Annotated in this window: 19 protein-coding genes and 1 riboswitch; of the genes, 11 read left to right on the forward strand and 8 right to left on the reverse strand. The window is 56.3% G+C overall.

The window, feature by feature from the left end; translation table 11 throughout:
* Positions 1 to 4 precede the first annotated feature (4 nt).
* From BUC26_RS00460 to BUC26_RS00475, 4 genes are all read left to right on the forward strand, one after another.
* On the forward strand, positions 5 to 934 hold the full coding sequence (locus BUC26_RS00460; protein WP_073372867.1) for a glycosyltransferase family 2 protein: 930 nt from the start codon (positions 5 to 7) through the stop codon (positions 932 to 934).
* A complete protein-coding gene (locus tag BUC26_RS00465; protein WP_073372868.1) occupies positions 931 to 1,329 on the forward strand; it encodes a GtrA family protein in 399 nt (132 codons plus the stop codon). The genes BUC26_RS00460 and BUC26_RS00465 overlap by 4 nt, the downstream gene beginning before the upstream one ends.
* Complete coding sequence (locus tag BUC26_RS00470) at positions 1,323 to 2,822, forward strand: glycosyltransferase family 39 protein (protein WP_073372869.1); 1,500 nt, start codon at positions 1,323 to 1,325, stop codon at positions 2,820 to 2,822. The genes BUC26_RS00465 and BUC26_RS00470 overlap by 7 nt, the downstream gene beginning before the upstream one ends.
* Before the next feature lie 355 nt (positions 2,823 to 3,177).
* Positions 3,178 to 5,223 (forward strand): PAS domain S-box protein, encoded by a 2,046-nt coding sequence (locus BUC26_RS00475; RefSeq protein ID WP_073372870.1) that lies wholly within the window; start codon positions 3,178 to 3,180, stop codon positions 5,221 to 5,223.
* A 90-nt stretch (positions 5,224 to 5,313) separates the two neighbouring features.
* Here the strand turns inward: BUC26_RS00475 and BUC26_RS22600 are convergent, their stop codons facing one another.
* The 3 genes from BUC26_RS22600 to BUC26_RS00485 form a co-directional block, all read right to left on the reverse strand.
* A complete protein-coding gene (locus BUC26_RS22600) occupies positions 5,314 to 5,706 on the reverse strand; it encodes a permease (RefSeq protein WP_208609669.1) in 393 nt (130 codons plus the stop codon).
* A 19-nt stretch (positions 5,707 to 5,725) separates the two neighbouring features.
* Positions 5,726 to 6,373, reverse strand: coding sequence for a permease (locus BUC26_RS22605; protein WP_084540352.1), 648 nt, complete (start codon positions 6,371 to 6,373; stop codon positions 5,726 to 5,728).
* Between the two features lie 226 nt (positions 6,374 to 6,599).
* Positions 6,600 to 6,902 (reverse strand): ArsR/SmtB family transcription factor, encoded by a 303-nt coding sequence (locus BUC26_RS00485; protein ID WP_073372871.1) that lies wholly within the window; start codon positions 6,900 to 6,902, stop codon positions 6,600 to 6,602.
* Positions 6,903 to 7,236: 334 nt separating this feature from the next.
* Between BUC26_RS00485 and BUC26_RS00490 the strand changes: the two genes are divergently transcribed.
* The 4 genes from BUC26_RS00490 (at position 7,237) to BUC26_RS00505 (ending at position 10,501) form a co-directional block, all read left to right on the forward strand.
* On the forward strand, positions 7,237 to 7,788 hold the full coding sequence (locus BUC26_RS00490; protein ID WP_073372872.1) for a CD3072 family TudS-related putative desulfidase: 552 nt from the start codon (positions 7,237 to 7,239) through the stop codon (positions 7,786 to 7,788).
* The gene (locus BUC26_RS00495; protein WP_073372873.1) at positions 7,785 to 8,564 is read left to right on the forward strand and encodes an ABC transporter substrate-binding protein; all 780 of its coding nucleotides are present in this window, start codon (positions 7,785 to 7,787) and stop codon (positions 8,562 to 8,564) included. Before BUC26_RS00490 ends, BUC26_RS00495 begins: the two co-directional genes overlap by 4 nt.
* A gap of 21 nt (positions 8,565 to 8,585) precedes the next feature.
* Positions 8,586 to 9,248: an amino acid ABC transporter permease gene (locus BUC26_RS00500; protein WP_073372874.1), complete on the forward strand. Its 663-nt coding sequence runs from the start codon at positions 8,586 to 8,588 to the stop codon at positions 9,246 to 9,248.
* Positions 9,249 to 9,421: 173 nt separating this feature from the next.
* Complete coding sequence (locus BUC26_RS00505) at positions 9,422 to 10,501, forward strand: phospholipase A (RefSeq protein ID WP_073373189.1); 1,080 nt, start codon at positions 9,422 to 9,424, stop codon at positions 10,499 to 10,501.
* Between the two features lie 73 nt (positions 10,502 to 10,574).
* Here BUC26_RS00505 and BUC26_RS00510 read toward each other — a convergent pair whose 3' ends face one another.
* The gene (locus BUC26_RS00510) at positions 10,575 to 10,961 is read right to left on the reverse strand and encodes a cupin domain-containing protein (RefSeq protein WP_073372875.1); all 387 of its coding nucleotides are present in this window, start codon (positions 10,959 to 10,961) and stop codon (positions 10,575 to 10,577) included.
* Between the two features lie 48 nt (positions 10,962 to 11,009).
* Positions 11,010 to 11,288, reverse strand: coding sequence for a BBE domain-containing protein (locus BUC26_RS24475; RefSeq protein WP_084540353.1), 279 nt, complete (start codon positions 11,286 to 11,288; stop codon positions 11,010 to 11,012).
* Between the two features lie 6 nt (positions 11,289 to 11,294).
* Positions 11,295 to 11,369, reverse strand: a riboswitch (cyclic di-GMP riboswitch).
* A gap of 340 nt (positions 11,370 to 11,709) precedes the next feature.
* Here BUC26_RS24475 and BUC26_RS00520 point away from each other — a divergent pair.
* Genes BUC26_RS00520 through BUC26_RS00530 form a run of 3 tightly spaced genes read left to right on the forward strand, consistent with a single transcriptional unit; the run spans position 11,710 to position 15,489 of the window.
* A complete protein-coding gene (locus tag BUC26_RS00520; protein WP_084540354.1) occupies positions 11,710 to 12,705 on the forward strand; it encodes an ABC transporter substrate-binding protein in 996 nt (331 codons plus the stop codon).
* A 12-nt stretch (positions 12,706 to 12,717) separates the two neighbouring features.
* Positions 12,718 to 13,800, forward strand: coding sequence for an ABC transporter ATP-binding protein (locus BUC26_RS00525; protein WP_073372876.1), 1,083 nt, complete (start codon positions 12,718 to 12,720; stop codon positions 13,798 to 13,800).
* Between the two features lie 9 nt (positions 13,801 to 13,809).
* On the forward strand, positions 13,810 to 15,489 hold the full coding sequence (locus BUC26_RS00530) for an ABC transporter permease (RefSeq protein WP_073372877.1): 1,680 nt from the start codon (positions 13,810 to 13,812) through the stop codon (positions 15,487 to 15,489).
* Positions 15,490 to 15,588: 99 nt separating this feature from the next.
* Here the strand turns inward: BUC26_RS00530 and BUC26_RS00535 are convergent, their stop codons facing one another.
* From BUC26_RS00535 to BUC26_RS22855, 3 genes are all read right to left on the reverse strand, one after another.
* On the reverse strand, positions 15,589 to 17,448 hold the full coding sequence (locus BUC26_RS00535; RefSeq protein WP_073372878.1) for a SulP family inorganic anion transporter: 1,860 nt from the start codon (positions 17,446 to 17,448) through the stop codon (positions 15,589 to 15,591).
* A gap of 322 nt (positions 17,449 to 17,770) precedes the next feature.
* The gene (locus BUC26_RS00540; protein WP_073373192.1) at positions 17,771 to 18,445 is read right to left on the reverse strand and encodes a cytochrome b/b6 domain-containing protein; all 675 of its coding nucleotides are present in this window, start codon (positions 18,443 to 18,445) and stop codon (positions 17,771 to 17,773) included.
* Between the two features lie 90 nt (positions 18,446 to 18,535).
* A complete protein-coding gene (locus BUC26_RS22855) occupies positions 18,536 to 19,210 on the reverse strand; it encodes a hypothetical protein (protein WP_143165865.1) in 675 nt (224 codons plus the stop codon).
* Between the last annotated feature and the right edge of the window lie 121 nt (positions 19,211 to 19,331).

The following is a 19,331-nucleotide window of genomic DNA, read 5'->3' on the forward strand; positions in this document are numbered from 1 at the left end:
AGCCATGATCTCCATCGTCATTCCGGTGTTCAACGAACAGGCGTCCCTGGAGCCGCTCCACCGTGAAATAGGAACGGTCATGGGACCGCTCGATGTCGACTACGAGATCATCTTCGTCGATGATGGCAGCAGCGACGGCAGTTCCGACGTGATCCGGGCTCTGGCAACTGGTGATGATCGGACTCACTACGTGACACTGCGCCGCAATTTCGGCAAATCCGCGGCCCTGCAGGTCGGCTTCAACAAGACTCGCGGCGATATCATCATCACCCTGGACGGCGACCTGCAGGACGACCCGGCCGAGATCCCCCGCTTTCTCGACGAGTTGACCAGCGACTGCGACCTCGTCTCCGGCTGGAAGATCGACCGCCAAGATCCGCGTGAGAAGACCGTGCCCTCGGCAATCTTCAACCGTGTCGTGTCACTGCTCAGCGGCCTCAAACTCAATGACTACAATTGCGGCTTCAAATGCTACCGGAGGCAGGTGGTAGATGAGATCAGGCTCTACGGGGAGTTGCACCGCTTCGTTCCGTTGCTCGCCCACAAGAAAGGCTTTCGCATCAAAGAGTTGGCCATCCATCACCGCAAGCGCCGTTTCGGCGTCTCCAAATTCGGCCTGGAGCGCTACGCCCGCGGCTTTTTCGATTTACTGACGGTGATTTTCATCACCACCTATCTGAACCGGCCGATGCACCTGTTCGGCTGGGTCGCCGCCTTTTTCTCCGGGCTCGGGGCCGCCCTGTTCGGCTACCTGTTCTTCGGCCGCTGGCTGGGCGGCGAATCGATCGGCACGAGCCCGCTGTTCAGTATTTCGATCTTTCTGATCAGCACCGGCATCCAGGTTTTCGTCATCGGCACGGTGGCCGAGTTAATCGTCTACAACCGCGAGCGGGAGCGACTCGACAGCTACTCGATTAAGGACGAGGACCGGTGAAACTCGTCAAGTTCTTCGGCAGTTCGGTCATCGCCACCAGTGTCGACTTCCTGCTCTACCTGGCACTGATCACCGTCATCTCGCCGACGCCGGCACACGCGATCAGTGCGGCGACCGGCATGGTGATCAATTTCACGCTGCAGTACACCTTCGTCTTTACGCCGACCAATACATTGAGAAAGGCGATCGGCCTGTCGCTCTGTTTCGCCGGACTCGGCGTGCTGCTCGGCACGGCGATCATCTACCTGCTCACGCACCATACCCCGCTGGCCGGCTTCCCGGTTGCGGCCAAGGTGGTGACCATCGGCCTGATCTTCTTCTACAACTACATCACCCGGAAATTCTCGTTCGGCGATACCTCCGCCGGTCGTTGCGACCAGGAGAAACCATGCTGACCAGAGCCGGTCGACTGCTGCTGGAGCACGTTGTACTGTTTATCATCGGCTATTTTGTGCTGCAGGTGGTGGTGCGCCTGATCACCACCCCCGGTGCGGTGATCGACGAGAGCGAGCAACTGTTGCTCACCCAGCACTTCTCCCTCGGCTACAACGCCCAGCCACCGCTCTACACCTGGACCCAGATGGCGTTCTTCGCCCTGTTCGGTCCGGGCATCCTGGCGCTGACCGTGCTGAAAAATCTGCTGCTCGCGCTGGTCTACCTGCTGACCTACCGGATCGGCCGGCTCCTTACCGGCAACCGGCAGACCGCCGCTCTCGGCACGCTCTCGCTGCTGCTGCTGCCGCAGATTGTCGGCGAGGCTCAGGTCGACCAGATCCACTCCGTGTTGGTAACCACCGCCGCGGCGGCGACGCTCTACCTGCTCATTCTCCTGCTTCGGGGCGGCGGCGCATGGGTTTTCATTCTTCTCGGAGTGACGGTCGGTTGCGGCATCCTGGCCAAATACAATTTCGTGCTCGTACCGCTCGCCCTGCTTTTTTCCGCCGTCTCCATCCCCAAGTACCGGGAAAAACTGCTGCGACCGCAGCTGCTGCTCGCCATCCTGACAGCCGCGCTGCTGGTCGCTCCGCACGGGGTTTGGTTCCTGAACCATCCGGAGCTGGCAACGGCGGAGACGTTGCAGCGCATGCAACTCGACCAGGACGGGACATATCTCTCAAATATCCTCAGAGGAATGGCCGATCTGGCCGTGGCCATTCTCGCCTTTATCGGACCGTTTCTGCTCTGCGCCCTGATATTGCTGAAACCGCGCCGTCCGGTGCATGTGGGCCCACAGCACCGCCTGCTGGCCCGCTTTATCGGGGCGGCACTGCTGTTGATCGTGGCGGTTATCCTGGTTACCGAGACCACCCAGATCAAGCAGCGTTGGCTGCAACCCTTCCTTTTTATCTTTCCCCTGCTACTGCTGATGTGCACCCCAACGGCCGAGCCTCCGACACGGAGAACCGCGATCTTCGCGCTGATCACGGTTCTGACCGCGGCTATTGTTACCGCCGTGATCCCCCTGCGGATCTTCCTGGTCGATCTGTCCGACGGTCCGCGCCGGGATAATTACCCGTTCCCGGCCCTGGCTCGAACTATCGCGGACAGCGGCTTTACCGGCGGCACCATCGTCGCCGAGGACAAGTTCATCGGTGGCAATATGCGCCTGTTTTTTCCGGAGTCCACGGTCATTACACCGTCGCTGCCGCTTCAACCTTATCGGCTGACACCGCAACTGCTCGTCGTTTGGCAGGTCCATGATCCGGCCGGGATGATCGGCGACACGGCACTGGAGCAGTACCGCTGCCGGCCGTTCCGGGCGGAATTGCCGTTTCGCCATTCCCGCAATTTCACCTTCCGGGCCGCTTACCGTATCTGCGAACGAATCGATGAACCATCAGGTGGTACCGATCGGCACGATGGCGCTGAATCAGGCGCCGCCAAGTAACGGCGATCTGCCTAACTGAATGCGTCCCTGGTGGTGCTAAGTAAAGGGCTTGGGATATGCCGGCCTCCTTTGTGAGGAAAACGGTTCCAACAGCCGCTCTCGTAGATTCTCGTCAATACGGGTCCGTTAGCCTGATAAGTAGTGCTGTGCATCACCCATGCTCATAATCGGAACCTTCTGTCAAAAACGGCACCTCTTGATAAACGGGAGCGAGACGGACTCGGCTTTGACAACCAGCCATTTTCTGTCGTTTCCTTCCCATGCTCGGGCAAATCGTGTACAACAAAGCTATTGTCACGCTGTTGCCATTATGCGGCCTGACGACGCTCAAATCAAGAATCTTTCCCAGGAACCGATGACTGAGTCTGCACACATCGCAGCGCTGGAAGCGCAGGTTGCCAAGCTGCTCAAGAAAAATGCCATCCTGGAAGCCGAACTGCTTTCCTACCGGCGCTTCTGCCAGGATGACCGGAAGCACCTGTCACCCGGTCCCGGTCAACGGACAATCGGCTCGCTGCTGCTGTCAATCATCGACAACACGTCAATCATCATCTACGTCAAGGATGCCGATGGGCGCTACCTCCTGGCAAACAAATGTTTCAGCGACCTGGTCAACAAACGCGAGCACGACATCATCGGCCTGACTCCGGCAGAGCTCTTCCCGGATGAGGTCGCCCGGCAACACCTGCAGCACGATGCCCAGGTCGTCGCCTCGGGACGCCCGGGCACGTTCCGGGAACAGGCCGTCTTCGCCGATACCACTCGCGAATTTCTTTCAGACAAGTTCCCTCTCTTCGACGAGAATGGCTCGTTGATCGCTATCGGCGGCGTTTCAACCGACATCACCGACCATGTGGCGGCCCAGCGGCGGCTCCGGCAGAGCGAGAAAAAATTCCGCCTGGCCTTTCACACCAGCCCCGACTCGATCAATCTCAACCGCGTCTCCGATGGTCTCTATCTTGACGTCAACCAAGGGTTCTGCCGCCTGATGGGCTATCGCCGGGACGAGGTGATCGGCCGAACATCGCTGGCACTGAACGTCTGGCATCGCACCGAAGATCGGCAGCGCCTCGTGGACGGCCTCAGAGTAAAGGGTTTTGTCGATAATCTGGAAGCCGACTTCGTCGACAAATCCGGTAACATCAGGCGCGGCTTGATGTCCGCCCGGCTGATCCGGATCGACGGAGATGACGTCATCTTGTCGATTGCTCGCGACATCACCGATATCCGCCGAACAGAGCGGGAAAAAGAGCACATCGAGGAGCAATATCGGCTGGCCCAGAAGGTCGAGGCGATCGGTCGGCTGGCCGGCGGCGTGGCCCATGACCTGAACAACCTGCTATCACCGGTTATCGGCTATAGCGAACTCCTGCTGCAGAGAAGCACCCCGGCAGACCCGAACTACCGTCCCGTCGAGCAGATTCTGCAGGCCGGCACTCGGGCCAAGGACCTGGTTCACCAATTGCTCGCCTTCAGCCGGAAACAGACCCTGGAGTACAAACCGGTCAACCTGAACAACACCGTTCAGGAAATCGGTCGGTTGCTGCGCAGTTCCATTCCCGAGGACATCCAACTCATCTTTTCGCTGGCACCTGACCTGCAGACCATCATGGCCGATGTCGGCCAGATCGAGCAGGTCATCATGAACCTGGCCCTCAACGCTCGCGACGCGATGCCCCACGGCGGGCGACTACTGTTCGAAACGGCCATGAGTGAACTTGACGAAGACTATGCCGCCGCCCATCCGGGCGTCGAATCGGGCCGATATGTGCTGCTCTGCGTCAGTGATAACGGCTCGGGCATGGACGAGTCCATCCAAGAACATATCTTCGAACCGTTCTTCTCGACCAAGAAGGGAAAAGGCACCGGGCTCGGCCTGTCCACCGTCTACGGGATTGTCAAGCAGCATGGCGGCAGCGTCCTCGTCTACAGCGAGCCGGGGGAAGGAACAACGTTTAAGGTCTTTCTGCCGGTTCCCGTGGAGCCGCCGGTGATAACGCCGGAGACAAAAGAACCGGCGATCCGGCAACATGGCTCGGGAACCATCCTCCTGGTCGAAGACGACCTCGGCGTCAGGACCCTGGCCACCGCCATTCTGGAAAGCAACGGGTATACCGTCCTGGTCGCAGCCAATGGCGAACAAGCCCTGCAGACGGCCAGGGACAGTGCCGCACCGATCGATCTACTGCTCACCGATGTCGTAATGCCCGGGATCAACGGCCGTCAGCTCTACGACCAATTGCTGGCAACGATACCGTCACTGCGGGTGATCTACATGTCCGGCTATACCGACAACGTCATCGCCCATAAAGGGATAATCACCCCGGGCCTGGCATTTATCCAGAAACCGTTTTCCGTCAAGACCCTGACCGGCAAGGTCCAGCAGGTTTTGGGCGACTGACGGCTCGACGGTGCCTGCCGGAGAAGGGTCTGGAGCAGTTTCGCGGCCTGCACCGATGAATCTCGGCAAAAACGTTATCACGTACCTTCTCTAGGAAATTACCGCCTGCACCAGAAGACCCGCCGCAATAGCTGTGGCCAGCACCGATCCGAGAAAGGCCAGGAGCAGCGGTAAGCGAAAAATCCCCTTGAGCATGGCCACCTCCGGCAGACTCGCCCCAGCGCCACCGATGATCAATGCGACGACCGCGCCGACGCTCATACCCTTGCCAATCAGAATTACCGCGATCGGCACCACCATACTGACCCTGAGGTAGAGCGGAATAACGGCCACCGCCGCAATCGGCACGGCCAGCGGATTGTCGGCACCGGCCAGTCGCGTTACCAACTCCGTCGGCAGGAAGCCGTGGAGCACGGCACCGATCGCTACCCCCAACAGGATAAAAGGCAGCAGTCTTTTGAACTGCCCAACCGCGCCGATCAAGATGCGGCGCCACCGGCCGTCACTGGCAGGCTTGTTGACCGCGCCGCTGGTTCAGCACCGTTTCTGAACCTGAACCTGAAACTGCGGAGCAGCAAGGCGCGGCGGGTAGCGTGCTGATCACCTGCAACGGCCGTAGCGCCGGTAGGCCGGAACCAACACCTGCCGACGAAGATGTCGCAGTGCAACCAGCAACCGGCGGATCGCTACCGTAAACTATCTCCCGGTTGAGATAGACGGCAAATCCTGCCTGCTGCAGCATAAAACCGATGGTGATGGTCATCGTCACCGCTACAGCTACATAGACCGCTGTCATCTGCGGACCGAGCAGAGCGAGAAACAGTGGCACGATAATCGGGTTGACCAGCGGCGAGGTGAAAAGAAAGGTCATCGTCGGACCGAACCCGGCCTGAGCCTTGAGCAACCCGATGGTCACTGGAATGGTCGAACAGCTGCAAAACGGCGTCAGGCCAACGAGAATTGAGCCGATCACATAGCCGCGCCCCCGGCGTCCCGACAACCAGCGCCGGACCTTTTCCTGGGGAAGAAATTCGTTGATCACACCAACGAGAAAACTGATACCAACAAAGAGCACTGACAACTCCACCATAGTTACCAGGAAAAACCGCACCGTTCCTTCGATTAACGGCAGCAACTGTTCACTTTCCATATTATATCTCCCATTATTCTAGTATTATCGAAATGTTAAAGCGCACAAACAGCTTGTTTTATGGGGGAGCTTGAGAAATACGGAATTTCGTTCAAGATCGAGGCGTGCAAAAAAATTTTACCACAGGCATGTACATGATATTCCGAGGATGACATTTGATTGCGCAACGATGAATTGGGAGAAATGAAAATTTTTCAAGGTTCCCTTAGGTCGAGCCAGCACGCTATCACCCGTCCTGACGGTTCTCCAGCGAACAGCACTCGGCCAGCAGAAATTCGGCAAGCTCCCTGATTTCCTGGTATTGCGGCTCGCAATACAGCATCCGGCTGGCCCGCCGCTGACTGATCAGGGCGACCTGAACGAGGCGCTGGAGATGGTGGGACAACGTCGATCCGGGAATACCCAGGTGTCGCTGGATTTCCCCGACCGAAAGGCCGTTCCGGCCCGCTTTGACGAGCAGCCGCAGGATGGAGAGCCTGGTGACATTACCGATCTCCGCACATCGAGCCGCAGCGATTTCCAGATCCATAGGTCCTCTCCTTTTTCCAGGTTCTCAACTTCCGGTGCGATGATACACCTGTACCTGCTCGCAGTCAACTATATTTCTAGTAATACAGAAACGTCAAAGTTTTCCTGCTACTACCTTCTCCACCCACCTATCTGCGAGAAAAATCGAAGCATCAAGATCCATAATATTTTCCGATTTGTCAAAAAGGAGAAAACGGGATAGATAGTCGTTGCTCATCACCAACGAAACGCAGTCCATACCTAGCGGTCCAATCCGCGCTTTTCAGGGTACTGTATTCTGCGAACATGACCCAAAAACCTGACCTATAAAGACTCTCCAAACGAAGACGAACAAGATGAAACGAAAAAAACGCATTCTGCTGGTCTGTCATTGCCTGCTCAACAGCAATGCCAAGATCTATCCGCTGGCTGATGTTGCCGGTGCTTATATCGACGCCGTCTCACCGTCTCTGGCCGAGGGTGTCGGGATCATACAACTCCCCTGCCCGGAAACCTGCTATCTCGGAGTCAATCGCTGGGGGATGAGCAAAGAACAATACGATCACCCGGCATTCCATTCCTTTTGTCGAAATCTCCTCGAGCCAACGATGCTCCAAATCCAGGCTTTCCACCGCGCCGGGTACTCGTTTGTCGGCGTCGCCGGCATGGATGGCAGTCCCAATTGCGGGATCGAAAAGACTTGCGTCGGTCTGGCAGGCGGAGACGTCTGCAGTCATCTTTTTCGACATGACCCGTGTCGTAACCTGGCAACGATCGACGGTCGGGGAGTCTTTATGGATTTACTGGCCGAACTGCTGCAATCAGTCCGAATCGATATCCCTTTTCTTGCGCTGCACACCGAAACGACATTCGAGACCAACGAAAACATGAGGAACACACTGCCATGAACATGAAAACTCCGTTTATCGTAATGATTATCGCCTTCTCGCTTCTGTTCGGTACCATCGAGACAAGTCTCGCCGATGCATCCCTCGAGGCGGTCAAGACCACCGGCAAAATGAAGGTCGGCTTTTGTGCGCAATATCCGCCATTCGAGTCAAAAAACGAGACCACCGGCCAATTCGAGGGATTCGACGTCGATCTCGGCAAAGCGCTGGCTCGGGAACTCGGGGTCGAAGCCGTATTTGTCGATGCTGAGTGGCAGGGACTGTTGGCGGGTTTGAAAAAAGGCGATTTCGATATGCTGATCACCTGCATGTCAAAATCAGAGACGCGCGGCGAAAACGTTAATTTCAGCGATGTTTACTATGAGCTACCCGACGTCATCGTGGTGCGCAAAGATGAACAGGCAATCAGCAGTCGCGACGATCTGCGGGGAAAAACAGTTGGCGTACAAGTCGGCTCAGGCAGCGAACAGCTCGCCGACTCAATGCAGGAGCACTTCGGTGAAATCAAACGCTACAATTACAATCCTGAAGCTTTCACCGATCTCAAATTCAACCGTCTTGACGCGGTGCTGGTCGGGTACGCTTACGCGGTTCAGCAAATGAAGACCGATCCGTCGTTCAAGGTGGTTGGTGAGCCGCTGGCCAAAGCGGAAATCGTCATCGTGCTGCCACTGGGGGCCGACACGTTGACCGACCAGGTAAACCAGGCACTGGTACGAATAAAAGAGAACGGGACCTACGAGCAGATCCACGACACCTGGCTCAAGGTGCAATAACTCTATCCTGTCCTTTTGCACGTGCCCGATTTCCGATTCGACATCGTCGCCAGGGCGTTACCTTCCATCTGGGAAGGTGCCCTGGTGACCCTGAACATAGCAATCCTGTCTTTCTGCTTGGCCGCCATCCTTGGATTCGTGGTCGGTATTCTTCGCTCCCGGCCCGGGCGATGGTACTGCCTGCTGGCTCCCTATGTCGAACTTTTTCGAGGGACACCGCTGCTCATCCAGCTCTTTTTCATCTACTACGGTTTGCCAACCCTCGGTCTGACCCTGACCAGCTTCCAGGCAGCGATACTCGGACTTGGGCTGAATGGCGGTGCCTATATCTCCGAAGTGATTCGCGGTGCTCTGCTGGCGGTGAATATCGGCCAGCGAGACGCCGCCGCCGCGCTGGGACTCAACTGGCTGCAAACGCTCGCCTATATTATCCTTCCCCAGGCGCTCACCGTTGCCATTCCACCCCTGATGAATATCTTTGCCAGTCTGCTCAAGGAGACATCACTGGTGTCGGTTCTCGCCATTACCGAGCTGACCCGCGTTGGACAACTTGTCTACACTCGGAGTTTCCGTGCTTTTGAAATTTATCTGGTGATCGGCCTGATCTACCTGATAATGACCTATAGCGTGGTACGCTTGTCCCACTATCTGGAACGACGGTTTCACATCGCCGGCAGGCTTTAGGGGAAAAAACAATAGCCTCCTTCCCTCAGGCATCTTCAGGTAATCGTTGTTGCAACACGACTAATCGGCTAGATTAGGCTTATACAGAGGCATAACGGTATCAGACCAGGCTGGTGGTATCTGCCGGCCTCCGCACCACCAACGCTATCTATCAGACAGTCGTGCTATCATCCATGCCACCAATATACCGCCGCACCCGGGCCGTTTTGTTCGTTCTGGCATTGACCACCGTGCCAGCAACCGCTGCCGCCTTGGCGGCCCCCCCCTCACCCCTGATCCATTGCCACCAGATAGCCGATTCTCTCGAACGACTGGCCTGCTACGACCGGGCCAGCGGCCGCGACACAGATGAACCGGTAGCCGGCAGCACCGCCGACCGTCTGAACCTCCCGGATCAGGCGACAACGCCTGACGAGACGGCTGATAAGAGCGGCGCTCCCGCCTACGAAGAGGCTCGCACGCCGTCGATGATCGATACCGTCTGGGCTTTCGACGCCGACAGCAGCCGCACCCTGATCACCACCCATCAGCGCAACTACGCGCTGCTCGGCCGTTATACCTCGAGCAGCAATGAAACACCTTATTCATCACTATTCGATGACTTCGGGGACAGCTCCGGCCTGGATGCGGTCGAGGCCAAGCTGCAGATCAGTTTCAAAACCCGGCTCTGGGCAAGCAATGACCGGCAGCTTGGCCTGTGGCTGGCCTACACCCAACAGAGTCACTGGCAGGTTTACAACGATGAGCAGTCGCGGCCGTTTCGCGAAACCAACTACATGCCGGAGTTGTTCTTCAGCTATCGACCGGGGCTGTCGTTTGCCGGTTTCGATTGGAACCTGCTCAACGCCGGCTACAACCACCAGTCCAACGGCCGATCCGGTATTTTGTCGCGCAGCTGGGATCGGCTCTTTGTCGAAGGCGGTGTTGAACGGGGGAATCTCGGCCTGTTTGGCCGGCTCTGGTATCGCATCCCGGAGAATAACGAAGACGAAAACCCAGATATCACCGATTATTACGGCTACGGCGACCTCACCGCACTGTATCGTATCAACGGGCACAGCCTGTCCCTGAAGGTTGGCGGAAGCCTGGCCAGCGGAAAGGGGGCCGCCGAGATCTCCTGGGTGACCCCGCCGATCATCGGGCCGCTGCGCGGCTATGTCCAACTTTTCAGCGGCTACGGTGAGAGTTTGATCGATTACAACTGGTACCAGAACACCGTCGGCATCGGCGTCGCCCTCAACGACCTCTACTAGCCGCTGATCGCAGCTCTGTCCCGCCGCCTGACTCGACCGATATACTCCCTGCTCTTATTGAGCTACGAGCTGATCAGCTTTTGACTTTTCGCAGAATGTGCTGAATAACCTCGCTGTGTTCCTTCTGCGGGCTGAACATTACAATATCGGTATCCTCTTCCGCCCTGACGCTGTGGCCGGGGGGCCAATAGAACAGATCGCCCGTATGAGAAGTCTCCTGCTCCCCACCATCATACAAAGCGGTGATCGCTCCTTTTATGACATACCCCCAATGCGGACACTGGCACCTATCTCCTTCGAGTCCATGAAGCAACTCTGTGATGTCGGTGCCAGATCCAAAGGAGAAATACTCGGCTCCCATCTTTCCGTATGCGGAAACGTCGCCGAAATCAGTCTGCTGTCGGGCTTTAGCACCTGGCACATCAATCATAACCGGTACGTCTTCTTTTGCTATACGCATGATTCATACCTCTATGTCGTTGCGGCTTCCCACCGGCATGTTATGACTTCAAGCAGGTGGGATATTTTGATTTAGTCTGAAGAGGTTATTCTGGTCATACTTGTTTTTCAACTTTACCAGTCTCTCCCAAGTTTGTTCGGTCCAGGCATCTCTCACATGCGCATCACCCTCATTACTGAGAAAATTCACGGATACTCCTTGAGCATATGGAACAGTGGTGTCACGGAAATCACGAGCCCAAGCTATACATCGATCATCGCCGGAGCTGTCTCGCCATCGGGTATGAATAGTTAGCACAAACGGCGCCTTTCTCAGGACAAACGCCACGTTAGCCGCCTGAACCCGGCTATCTCAGGAAGATCTGTTGTTTTCCGTCCCTGTTTTGCATCAGGTTTGGTTTTCTGCATCAACACCCAATCGATGCTATTAAGGTCAATTTATGCCACAATGTGGTAGTCGTCAAGAAGAGATTGGACAGGCACCGGCAACTGTCCCAACGATCAGTCCGCTCGAAGGCTGCCAGGCAGATCCCGTCGTTTCAGCCAGGACCGACTGCACCTAACGCACTAAAGAGCCATTTAATAGACGGGTCGTTCCCCGCTGTTAATCTTGCGATGGCAATGTTGCGATTGCAGTTGTATCTATTAGTTTGATAGAATAAATGAGAGATACGCGATTGCAAACACTGCCCGCAATATCGTCGGCAGCGGGCTTTTCTCTATCAATCAGTGGGCAAGGAGGAAGCGTCATGAACAGGGTACGGAGATGGTTCACTTGTTGTGCGGCGGTTGTTCTGGCCGTCGGAATGGTATGGACAGATGGAGCAGCGGCCGCCGATGACACGGTCGCCTTTTACGCCAACATCACCGCCGTTGAACCGATCATGGAGGCCTTCACCGCGGCAACCGGGATCAAAGGCGAATACACCCGGATTTCCACGGCCAAGTTTCTCTCCACCGTTTTTACCGAGTTTGAAGCGGGCAAACTAATGGCCGATGTTATTCAGGCACCGCTGCCGGTCCTGGAGATGCTCAAAGACAAAGGCGTCATTTCCGATTACGTCTCGCCCGAGGCGGCCGCCTATCCGGATTGGGCCAACAAGAACGGCATCCAGCTCTTCGGTATCGAGTATGTCGGCCTCATCTACAATACGGAACTGGTCAACCCCGAAGACGTGCCCAAACGCTACCAGGATCTGGCCGACCCAAAATGGAAGGATAAGATCGTTATGGCCAATCCGGCCAGCCACGCCACCACCATCGGCTGGCTGATCGGACTGAAAGAGCACGTCTTCGCCTCCGAGGCTGAGTGGCGTGATTTTCTCAAGGGCCTGGCGGCCAACAACCCGATGCTCGTTGCATCCTTTGGCCCGACCCCGGCACCGATCGAAAGCGGCGAGAAACAGATCGGCATCTCCATGCCCAAATACATCGTTACCAAAGCCCCGGCCCCGCTGGATTGGGCCCGGGTCGAGAACCAGCCCCTGATGGGCACCCCCCGGGCGATGGGCATTTCCAGCAAGGCCCCCCATCCCGAAGCGGCGAAAAAATTCATGGATTACTGGCTGTCCAAGGACGCCATGAGCCTGCTGGCCACCAAAGTCGGTGAGTATGTGCTGACGCCCGGTGTCTTCCCGCCAATTGACGGCATGGACCAGGCCCAGGTAATCCCGATCCGCGAACTCTCCGATGACGAAATCGCGACCTGGGGAGAGGAATTCAAGAAGATTTTTGCCCTTCGATAACCCCCCAAACGCATGGAAATTCAGATAACAGGCCTTCGGAAGCACTACGCTTCCGAAGGCAGGATCATCAAGGCCCTGGACGATGTTGACCTGACCATCCCGGCCAACCTGATCTTCACGCTGCTCGGCCCTTCCGGATGCGGCAAAACGACGCTGCTGCGCGCCATAGTCGGCCTCGAAAACCCAGACGCCGGGGAGATCAGGATCGGCGACACAATCGTCTACTCTTCCCGGCAGGGCATCAACCTGCCCACTGAGAAACGGGGGCTGGGGATGGTCTTTCAGACCTATGCGATCTGGCCGCACATGAACGTTTTTGACAATGTTGCCTACCCGCTGCAGAACCGGAAGGTGCCCAAAGAGGAGATTCGCCACCGGGTCGCCGAAACCCTGGCCTTCGTCCAGCTCGAAGGTTACGAGAAACGCCCCGCCACCAGACTTTCAGGCGGCCAGCAGCAGCGCGTCGCACTGGCCCGGGCACTGGTGGCCCAACCGAAAGTCATCCTGTTCGATGAGCCGCTGAGCAACCTGGACGCCAAACTCCGCGAGGAGACCCGCAAGGAGCTGAAGAGCTTTCTCAACGACCTGCAGATCACCGCCGTCTACGTGACCCACGACCGCGTCGAAGCGCTCGCCTTGTCCGACACCATCGCGGTAATGCGGGCCGGCTCGATCATCGAAATCGGCTCGCCGAAGAAGATCTATTTCGATGCGGAAAGCGAGTTCGTCGCCGACTTTATCGGCCGGGCCAACCTGGTCAAAGCGGTGGTCAGGCAACAGACCACCGATGCGACGATCGTCGATTCCGACATCGGCCGGCTGGCCTGCAGAAAGGGCGATTTTCCGATCGACGCCGCCGTCACCCTCTGCCTGCGCCCCGAATTCATCTCACTGGCCAAGGGGGAACATGAAGGGACCAACGTCGTCAACGGAACCATCGTCTCGTTGGTCTTCGTCGGCGACGCTTTCGAGGGAGAGTTCCGTGTTGGCGAGCAGCTCCTGCTGGCCCGAATCGAGCCGGAAACATCATTGGCCGCCGGCGATGAAGTCGGTTTTCAGGTTCGCCCCGAGCATTGCCTGCTCGTCGCCAAATAGCGGGTCGCAATGTCTGGAAAACACACCAATCTGACGTATCTGCTCATCGCCCTGGTCGGATTCCTCACTGTCTGCCCGGTGGTCATGCTCGGGTTCGGCAGTCTCTCCGAGGGTCTAACGGCCACCGGCACCTTCACGTTGGCCAAATACGCCTCCGCCTATTCGGATCCGGCACTGCTGGAAGTCATCTGGAATACTGTAATTTTCGTGGTCGGTGCGGCGATCACCGCCACCACCCTGGCGCTCTTTCTCGCCTATCTCAATATCCGCACCGATATTCCCTGCAAATTCATCTTCGGTATCATCTCGATCATCCCGATGATGATCCCGCATATCCTGTTCTCGGTGAGTTGGGCCCTACTGCTCAACCCGTCCAACGGCATTCTCAACCTGGTGCTCAAGGAGCTGTTCTTCCTGGACAGTGCCCCGTTCAACATCTACTCCCTGCCCGGCATGATCATGGTCGAGGGTCTGCTCGACCTGCCCATCGCCTATCTGATCATCGCTCCGGCCATGGCCGCCTTTGACGCCTCCCTGGAAGAATCATCACGGGTCTGTGGCGCCTCGACGGCCAAAACTATCTTCCGCATCACCCTGCCGGTTCTGCGGCCGGCCATTCTCGCCGCCTTCATCCTCTGCGTAATCCGCGGCCTGGCGTCCTTTGCCGTACCGTCGGTGATCGGCATGCCCGGCCGCATCTACGTCCTGGCCACCCATCTCTACCAGATGGTCTCTACCGGTTTCGCGGCCGATTACGGCAAGGCCGCCGCGGTGGGTATGAGCGTGCTGCTCACCTCGATCGTACTGATCTACCTCTACCGCCATCTCACCTCGGCCGGTGAACGGTTCGTGACCATCGCCGGACGCGGCTACAAGCCGACGATCATCAAGCTCTACCGCTCCAAGATCCCGCTCTTTATCATCCTCGGCATCCTGTCGTTCATCCTGATCGTATTGCCGGTGGTGGTCCTTGTCTACACCTCGCTGGTACCCTACTCGATGGTGCCGAGCGCCCGAGCGTTTTCGATGATGAGCCTGAAACACTGGGTCGACGTGCTCAACGATCCGATCTCGCTCCTCTCCCTGAAAAACAGCCTGTTTCTCGGAGTCTTCGGGGCGACCATCGGCATCGTCCTGTCGATCTTCGTCGCCTATGTGATCGTCAAGGTACGTACTAGGGCCGCCGGCGTGCTGGAGTCGCTCAGTTTCCTGTCGTTTTCCTTCCCCGGCATCGTTATCGGCGTCGGGTTCATGTGGTTCTTCGTCCGCACGCCGCTTTACGCGACCATCTGGGCCCTGCTGATCGGCTATATCGCCACCTATCTGCCCTACGGCATCCGTCCGCTGTCCAGCGCCTTCGTGCAGATTCACAACCATCTCGAAGAATCATCCCTGGTCTCCGGCGCCTCCTACCTGACCACTCTGCGCCGCATCGTCATCCCGCTCCTGATCCCCGGCATCGTCTCCGGTTGGGTCTTGATGGCCACCATGTTCGTCCGTGAACTCTCACTGTCGGTGGTATTGTCCCGCCCGGGAACCGAGGTGCTGGCCGTGCAGATCCTGCGCTTTTCCGAGGACGGCCTGTGGGGCAGGCTATCGGCGCTGGGAATTATGATGATCGGTATTTCCACCCTGCTGGTCATCACCGTGACGATGATCGGCAACCTATTCCGCCCGGCGGATACCTGATTTGTTGATGGCCGGATTGCAGCAGAGGAACGGAATCAGCGAGGCGAATTACGACCGAGTCGTTGATTATCAGGCAAGAATCCGAACCGGTCGGCGCTTTTACGAGAGGCTCCCGGCCATGTGATTACTGGTTACCATGGTCGAACACGCCAAATTTTCTTGAGCCGATTGCAAGCCAAACGCACTATTACGACATTCCAGAAAGATTTTTGCGGTGCAGGTTTTGCAGATTGAGTGATCCAAATTGCTGAAAATAGTAGCTATCGCCTCCTTCTTGGAAACGAAGACATTGTCGAGACCGATGTCGAGCAGGTAATCGAGGAACTTGAAATGGCTACAGATATCTTCTTTCATGTCGTAGAAGTACAGGGCGCCGCCGGCAGCCTTGCGCTCATGGGCCAAATGGGAAAGCAATTCAGCCCCGGCCATATCGATGAAATTGACGCCGCTCCCGATAATGAGTAGGTGTTTCTGCCCCGGACACCGAGCCAGCATCTCGTGCACGGTGGCCCGGACATGGGTGACAGCTCCAAAATAGAGCGACCCGTCGATACGGACAATCTTCAATTGGGGGCATTCGAGCAAGAGAGGGTCGCTAACGAAAGAACGTGATTCCTGACGGGGATCGGGTACACGGACCCTGATATGGGGATGCGAGGTACGGTTCAGATAGATGGCCAGCGAGACCAGGATACCAAGCAGAATGGCAAATTGCAGTTCGAGCAATAAAGTAGCGAGAAAGGTGGTTACCAGAATCACCGTTTCAGTCAAGCTGGTCTTGACGATCTTGATGATGTGGGCGAGATCGATCAGACGCCAGGCAACCAGGAATAGAATCCCCGCCAGAACGGCTTTCGGCAGATAGGCAGTAAGCGGGGCAAGCAGTAACACGGCAGGTACCAACAACACTCCGGAAAAAACGGCGGCAAGCGGGGTTTTGGCACCCGCCTCGTAATTCATGCCGCTGCGATTGAAGGACCCCGTAGCCACGTAACCGCTGAAGAAGCTGCCGACAATATTGGACAATCCCTGCCCGATGAACTCCTGATTGCCATCGAGCTCACGGTCCGTCTTGTCGGCCAAAGATCGAGCGATGGAAATCGCCTCGGTCAAAGCGAAAAGAGCCAGGGCAAAGGCAGTCGGTGTCAAGCGCCGAATATTCTCCAGTGTAATGTCGGGCAGCGACAGCGGCGGCAGGATGGCAGGCAGCGCCCCAACCATGGCAATGCCGCTGCGCTCCAGACCGATCAGCGTATTGATCAACAGCGCCGTCAGGCTGCCGGCAAGCATGGAAATCAACATGTACGGGAGTGACGGCCGTATTTTCCTGCAGGTAATCCCTGTCACCAAAGTCACCAAACCGACGGCCACGACCGGCAACTGTATTTCCTTGACATGGAATAAAAAATATTTGACGATCGTCCCGAAATCACCGGAATTCTGGTAGGAAATCCCGAAGAAATGCTTGGCCTGGCTGGCCATGATCAGAATAGCCGCACCGGCAGTGAAGCCGACAATCACCGAGTGAGAGATGAAATTGACCAACGAACCGAAACGGACCAGCCCCATGCTCAACTGGATCAGGCCAACCATCAGGGTAACGGCCAGGGCCAGTTGCACATATTCCGGCGTGCCCGGTTCGGCGTAGAGACTCAGGGAGGAAAACAGCACCAGCGATGCCGCGGTCGTCGGCCCGGAAACCAGCAGCCACGAAGAACCAAACAGGGCCGCAACAATCGCCGGCACCATGCTGGCATACAACCCGTATTCCGGCGGCATGCCTGCGATGACAGCAAAAGCCACGCCCTGTGGCAGGGCGACGACGGCGCAGGTAAAACCGGCGATCAGATCGGCCTTCAGTGTCCGACGATCTACAAATGGCACCCAGAGCAGAAACGGAAAAAACCGATGCTTGAGCGCATTCTGATTGAAATGGAACAATCCTGCCGTGCCACGCATTGCGTCCTCACGTCCCGCTTAAGCCGAAGGATCGAACGGCGCATTTCCTGATCGCTCAAGCGATTGATGGCAAGTGCCGCATTCCCGCCGTTGCATCCTCCAGCCGTGTGCTGCCCGCTCTCCCTGACAGGCAGAGGGTATTGTAACATGGCCTGGGTACTGCTACAATTATGGCTCAGATGGCCACTGAAGTCTAGCAAAGAGCGGAGATGTTTTCGATTCAGCAGACATACTTATATGATAGGCAATCCGGCTCCAGCCTTGCTCGCCGGCCCATCACCAACGGAGAAAAACGTTCATTCGCCGTCTTCGAGATTTCCATTTATCTCGCCTCGAATGACCGTTTTTTTCCGTTGACCATCGATAAAATCAGATTTTCCCCGTGCCGTATGCTTGATGCAATTGCTCCTGCCACATGGAGGAAAACCAGAAATAGCATTGAATACGCTGCCCCTTCATGAATATCCTCCCAGATTGTATCACGATCATCGGCATCGTTTTCCGAGTTGGCATGATTTCTCTTGTGTCCTCCATGCCGCTTATCCCTATCGGCAAAATCGTCATCATCGGCATAAGCGTTTGCAACCAGAGAAAAATTCGTTTCTATCGCCGCCAATGGTTTGTGTTGCTTTGCGGAAAAAGCGGCATACCCGGTAATGCCGAGAACCACAATGTGAATTATGAAGAGATAGACCATCCACGAGCTAGCAGGGTTGTGCCCTCTATAATATTTTGGTTTTCCGGTAATTAGGTCTTTCAGATAGAGGAGGGCAGCCCGGGGAGAGTAGGCGAAATCGCTAAATCGGGCATGCGTGGAGCCGATAAATCCCCAGAGTATGCGAAGCGAAATCAGAATCAAGAGCAGGTAGCCGACATAGCGGTGGGCAGAACTATCGTCATCGCCTGTCGCATAGGCTGCTATGAAGAGCAGCACCAGGCTCCAATGGAAGACGCGGATAAACGGGTCCCAGACGACAAGAGTATCATTTCCTTTCATTACGTCCATCTCCTTAGCGAAAATTAAAGGCTTTCTTTACTCGGGTATGGCCCCGGCTTGTCGCACGATCACCATAGTTTCGATCATGTTTTAAAAGACGGTTCTTCTCGAAAAAAGTCGCCCCAAAATCGCTCTTGCACTCCCAGCACTACCCCGCGACCTTGCCGCACAGGACCGCAGTGACGCCTCATACCCCCATAAATCGGTTCGCTGCCATGACGGCATTGATCGAAGTTTTGAATAAAACAATCTGGCGGGGCCAGTATCAATTATATCATGCTTCGGCTTGAGAAGAAGAATACCGGAATCAATCGCAGCTGAGCCTCTCGCCGCTTTTCCCGATCCATCGATGGTGGTCCAGCTGATGCCTCCGTATGGATCGACACAAATTTCATATCGATCGAGGCGATACAGGCCCGGCTCTTCATACGCGGGCGGGCGGTGATCATAGTTCAGGGCAAGATCCTCTATGCAAGCTTCCGTGGAGTTATTTCGCTTCCCGGTCGAATTGAGGTCAAGAGACAGGCAGTAATACCTGGAAAAATCCCAGACCGGAAGTTTCATTTGATTTCGCTGGAACTCCAATCTCAAATACCCGAGTGCCTTTTCTTCACAGGACAGGAGAATGAGAATGTTGCCGACAACAGAGCAGCTCCCGCTCCTCGTTCTGCCAAAAGTGGCATTTGTCGTCCAGGCTAATGCGCCATATTCAGAGACCGTGATGATATATTTGCCAAGGCTGAAATTCGATTGGCACCCCATCATGCACCCTCCGGTGGCCGGTTCGTCTAATAGCGGTTGGAAGTCAAAGACGTGAAGAGTTGTGCTTAATACTACATTGTAAACATTAAGGTTTGATTAAGAAGCAGCGGTTTATCTCAAAATA

This window comes from Desulfofustis glycolicus DSM 9705, from assembly GCF_900130015.1.
Lineage (GTDB): Bacteria > Desulfobacterota > Desulfobulbia > Desulfobulbales > Desulfocapsaceae > Desulfofustis > Desulfofustis glycolicus.